The organism is uncultured Prevotella sp. (assembly GCF_946407605.1).
In the GTDB taxonomy this organism is placed as follows: domain Bacteria; phylum Bacteroidota; class Bacteroidia; order Bacteroidales; family Bacteroidaceae; genus Prevotella.
The window spans coordinates 1-3,846 of record NZ_CAMJOS010000070.1 but is presented as its reverse complement, the minus strand read 5'-3'; the positions used below and the strand labels follow the sequence as shown (position 1 = coordinate 3,846).

2 protein-coding genes are annotated in these 3,846 nt (G+C 52.3%); both read right to left on the bottom strand.

Going from position 1 to position 3,846, the window contains the following annotated elements:
- Positions 1 to 75: 75 nt before the first annotated feature.
- Positions 76 to 1,638, bottom strand: coding sequence for a DUF4957 domain-containing protein (locus tag Q0R57_RS14575; RefSeq protein WP_294749211.1), 1,563 nt, complete (start codon positions 1,636 to 1,638; stop codon positions 76 to 78).
- A gap of 122 nt (positions 1,639 to 1,760) precedes the next feature.
- Entirely contained in the window at positions 1,761 to 3,845 is a 2,085-nt protein-coding gene (locus tag Q0R57_RS14570; protein ID WP_294749209.1) for a RagB/SusD family nutrient uptake outer membrane protein, read from the bottom strand.
- Position 3,846 lies beyond the last annotated feature (1 nt).

The window sequence follows — 3,846 nt, the reverse complement described above, 5'->3', positions numbered from 1 at the left end:
TCTCGAGTACCCGCTCTGAAAAGGATTTTAATAAACTAAACTAACTTACAAAAAACAAATCAAATATGTTATTTCTTACCACCAGCGGGGGTCGCCAGCCTGGCCCTTGCCCTTGAAGGTGACACCATCCTTGAGATGGAAGTCGAGGTTTTGTGGGTCTGCAAACAGTTCGTCGGTAGTGATGTTGAGGTGCATGGCATTGGTGAAGGGACGTGCATCTTCAGGGAAGTCGCTGGTCAGGTAGCAGCCAGAGAACTCGAGCCAACCGGAGTAGTCGTTGTAGCCTGCATTCATCTTCTGACCACCGTTGGGTCCACAGAAGATGGAGTTGGTGACCTGAGCCTCCTTTGGTGCACGTTTGTTGTCGGCACGAATCCATTTCTGCAGTTTGGTGGTGTAGTTGCAGAAGATGCAGCGGTCGAACTTGAAGAGATCTATCAGACAGCGCAGGTCCATGGTCTGGTCTCCAATCTCGCACAGTGTGGAGTTGGTGATGCTGATTGTCTCCATCGTAGTAGTATTCTTACCAATATTAATCATGCCGTAGCCACTGGTTCCAACGTTATAGACGATGCAGTCGTCGATGAGAATCTGGCGGAACGTCACATCGTCGTTGTTGACATAGACCAGTGTGCGTGGAATGTTGCGGATTTCGCAGCCCTGGAAGCTATAGGTGTCGACGTTGTTCTTGTCGGGATTGAACCAGTAGGCCTCGCCCATCTTGTCGTCAATGATGACGGACTGGAAGCAGATGTTACCCTTGTTGCCAGAGAGACGCAGTCCCTTGGTCATGTTCAGCACAGGCTTCTGGCCGTTGACCGTCTTGCCTGCAAAATAGACGTTGACGGCATTCTCAGGAATGCGCAGCTGGTTCTCGATGTCGTACTCCTGACCGCCAGTGAAGATAAGCGTCACAGTCTCGTCGGTAGCCTCAGTGAGCAGCGTCAGCAGGTCGTCGCCAGGATTGACTTCGATGGTCTGTCCGACGGCTGAGCCGAGGGTTCGGAACTTCCACGTGCCACGCAGGAAACCGTTGTTCAGAATCTGTGCTATATAGTTCGTGCCGGGCGTCAGTTCGCCAACGGACGTCTCGCCAGCCTGCTGCATGGCAGCAGTCACGCTAATGGACTGTATCCATGTGGTGTCTTTGCCCGACAATTGTCCTATCTTGATGTCTGATACGGCTTTGTCGGCCTCCCAGCGCAGATTGACATCGTTGATACCTGGTGTGACGGAAGTAAAGATTTGCTCGGCAGGTGTCATGAAACTCAGTCCGTACCAGCCCGATTCACTTCCCGTTCGCTCGTTGATGGCTTTGATGCGGGTCGAATAGCGTGTGGTGCCATAGAGGTCTTCGAACAGCTTCAGATATTCGGTCTGCACGGCAGTCTTACCTGCACTATAGGGTGTCAGCGTATCGGCCTTCACCTCCTCAGTACGTATGATGTCAGCAAACTGCATGCTGTCAAGACTAAACTCGAAGACGTATTTCGTAGCCTCGGCCACACCGTTGAACTTCAGTACGACAGATGTCGCCATAGCCTTCTCCATTTCGAAATGGGTGGTACGATACAGCCGGTCGTAGCTTTTGTCGACTGCCCAATCGTTGGCATCCTCGGTGCATGATGCGAGCATCATACTAAATATAAAATATAAAATATAAGATATAAAACCTTTCGGGCTTCTATATTCTTTTCTTATCTCGGTTTTCATAACTCTTCTTTTTTCTTTTTTATTTATTATTCAGGGCTTCGTCCGCATCACTCCACGCTGTGGTCATAGCCATACGAGTTCTTCAGGTAGCCATTCGACTTGTAGATGTCGTCGTAGTAGATGGAGAAGAAGTGGCGGTAGTTGCATACCTTGTTGCCCATGATATACGTTGCCAGCTTCTCCTGAATCTGCTGACCATACTGCAGTTGTCCCAGTAAAGCGCTATAGTCGTAGCTGGCGCGCAAGCCCGTGGCACAGAGCAGGATGCGTACCGATCGGGTGACTACATCGTTCTCGTTGTTCTCCTTGCGTACCCAGGTCAGTTCCTTGTACTGGTCGGGATCGGGATTGGCATTCAGTTGGCGGTAGAAGTTAACTGACGCAATGTCCACCTCGGGATAACCGCTCTCGCCGGTATGCATCTTATAATAGACTTTGTCGGGGAACTGGTTGGGCTCGTAGGTCTTGTCGAAAATCTTGACCGTCTGCTGGCCGTCGTAGATCTTCACCAGTGCCTCCTTCATTTCCTCTATCTTCTGATCGAGCAGTCCCCAGCGTACCAGGTCGAGTTTACGGATACCCTCACCGCCAAACTCCCATGCCCGTTCGTTGACAATAGCATTGAAGAAGTCGCTGTCGTAGTTTTTGATTTCAGGTGAGCCAGCACCGAAGGCACGTTCGCGTACTTTCTCTAAGGCTTCGCGAGCCGAGATGCCTGCCACCGTGCTCTGCGTGTCGGCTCCCTCCAAAGCAAAACGTGCCTCGGCAAACATCAGCAGCACATCGCTGTAGCGCATCAGAATCCAGTTGATACCTGTGTTGGGGCGTCCGCTGGCAGCCTTGGCCAGTGCCTTATAAGCATCGTTGGTCCAGAAATAACACCACTTGCCTAAGTGTACGTTCAGCATGTCGCCACGCATCTGCTCGCCCAGCTGGTTGCTCTCCTTCGTGAATTTAGGCCACCAGCAGGCATAGTCGCGGCGCTGGTCGGTGGGTGTGAACGAATAGAAGTAGTAGCCGTTGGTAGCCACATAGCTGGCGCCCCAGCCCGTATTACCGAAACCGATGTTGCCATCCATCTCGCGTCCCATCAGCGTACCTACGTCACCACTATACCCCAGTCCGTTGGCCACCTCAAACATGTTCTCGCCAAAGCCGTTATAGTCCAGATGGCAGACGGTACTCCAGATGTGTCCGTAGTCGGGATCGAGCTGGTGAGGATTCTGGCCGTCGCCAATGATTTCGGCACACTGCTGTTCAGCAATCTTGTAGTAGTCCTTCCAGTTCTTGACACGTCCCACATAGAAGCCGTTCATCTCGCCCATGCCTGCAACACCAGTGGGGTAGTGTTCGATATTCGAGTCATCGGTAAACTGATTGCCGTCGCGCACGCTCCAGCCACCAGCAAACAGTGCGATACGTGCCAACAGACCTTTGGCAAAGCCTTTGGTGATGCGTTCACAGGTATAGTCTGTCACCTCACCCATCCATGGCAGATATTCGATGGCCTCCTGCATGTCGCGCACCAGGGCGGCATAGATTTCGTCGCGACTGGTCTTGCCGGCATAGACGTTCGAAAGGTCGCTCTTCGACGTGCCCTCCTTATAGGGAATGTCGCCCCAGCGGCGCACCAGTTCGAAGTAAGCTATCGAGCGCAATGTCAGTGCCTCACCCAGATAGCGTTGCATGGTCTTGTTGCCACTCTTGAAGGCAGTGCTGTTGCGGATGCCCTCTACGGCCGTTGCTGCACGCTCGGCCATCTTAAAGATATATTGCCACTGCACGGTATGGTTGTACCAGTCGCTATAGTAATTGGCAGCTCCCGTGTCGCTGGTCAGCTCCTTAGAAGGGTCACTGTTATAGCCGCTGGCCAGTTCGATGTCGCTGACGCCCTGCCAGTTGACGGACATTTTCTGTCCATAGACGTATGTGCCTGCCAAGTCGCTATAGACACCCATGATGGCAGAGCGGGCCATTCCCTCATTCTCATAAATAACCTGTGAGGTCTGCTGCGAGGGCGACTCGGTGTCGAGGAAGTCGGCGCATGATGTAAGGAGGAGGGAGGAGGGAGGAAGAATGAGGGAGAATAGTCCTGCTGCCACCACTTGATGTATGATATTCTTGGTTTTCATA

Bases quoted from the DNA above. Each gene is read 5' to 3' on its own strand.
- Q0R57_RS14575 (WP_294749211.1), bottom strand. From the start codon at position 1,638: ATGATGCTCGCATCATGCACCGAGGATGCCAACGATTGGGCAGTCGAC.
- Q0R57_RS14570 (WP_294749209.1), bottom strand. From the start codon at position 3,845: ATGAAAACCAAGAATATCATACATCAAGTGGTGGCAGCAGGACTATTC.